Origin of the sequence: Mycoplasma sp. CSL10166 (assembly GCF_017116885.1) — a bacterium.
Taxonomy (GTDB): Bacteria; Bacillota_I; Bacilli_A; order Mycoplasmatales; family Metamycoplasmataceae; genus Mycoplasmopsis.
In genome coordinates this window covers 1-1,138 of the sequence record NZ_JAFIRF010000006.1, presented here as the reverse complement: position 1 = coordinate 1,138, position 1,138 = coordinate 1, and the positions used below count along the sequence as shown (strand labels likewise).

1 rRNA gene is annotated in these 1,138 nt (G+C 47.8%); it reads left to right on the top strand.

From position 1 onward, the window contains the following. Positions 1-1,079, top strand: a 23S ribosomal RNA gene (locus JXZ93_RS03495); the annotation flags it as partial. Between the last annotated feature and the right edge of the window lie 59 nt (positions 1,080-1,138).

The window sequence follows — 1,138 nt, the reverse complement described above, 5'->3', positions numbered from 1 at the left end:
AAGGTGATGTATAGGGGGTGAAGCCTGCCCAGTGCCCGAAGGTTAAGTGGATGCGTTAGCTTATGCGAAGCGTTGAAATGAAGCCCGGGTGAACGGCGGCCGTAACTATAACGGTCCTAAGGTAGCGAAATTCCTTGTCGGCTAAATACTGACCTGCACGAAAGGCGCAATGATCTCTCAACTGTCTCAACATTGGACTCGGTGAAATTATGGTCCCAGTGAAAACGCTGGGTACCCGCATCAAGACGAAAAGACCCCATGGAGCTTTACTACAACTTCGTATTGGAACTTGGCCTAACATGTGTAGGATAGGTGGGAGACGTTGATGCTAAGACGCTAGTCTTAGAGTAGTCGACCTTGAAATACCACCCTTGGTATGTTGAGTTTCTAACCTGTCGCCGTTATCCGGCGAGGAGACAGTGCGTGGTGGGTAGTTTGACTGGGGCGGTCGCCTCCTAAAAAGTAACGGAGGCGTTCAAAGGTACACTCAATACAGTCAGAAACTGTATGTAGAGCGCAAAGGTAGAAGTGTGCTTAACTGCGAGACCTACAAGTCGAGCAGGTGCGAAAGCAGGACTTAGTGATCCGGCTGTACGTCATGGAACGGCAGTCGCTCAACGGATAAAAGTTACCCTGGGGATAACAGGCTTATCTTGCCCAAGAGATCACATCGACGGCAAGGTTTGGCACCTCGATGTCGGCTCATCGCATCCTGGAGCTGGAGTCGGTTCCAAGGGTTTGGCTGTTCGCCAATTAAAGCGGTACGCGAGCTGGGTTCAGAACGTCGTGAGACAGTTCGGTCCCTATCTGATGTGGGCGTTGGAATATTGATGAGAGCTGCTCTTAGTACGAGAGGACCGGAGTGGACGTACCGCTGGTGTTCCAGTTGTTCCGCCAGGAGCATAGCTGGGTAGCTAAGTACGGAAAGGATAACCGCTGAAAGCATCTAAGTGGGAAGCCTCCTCAGAGATAAGTATTCCCTTGAAATTCCTTGTAGACTACGAGGTTGATAGGATGGATGTGTAAGTGTAGTAATACATTTAGCTGACCATTACTAATAAATTGATAGGTTTAGAAGTTAAGATGTATTTAAGACATTTTAATGAATTATTAATTACTATTCAGTTTTCAAAGAATA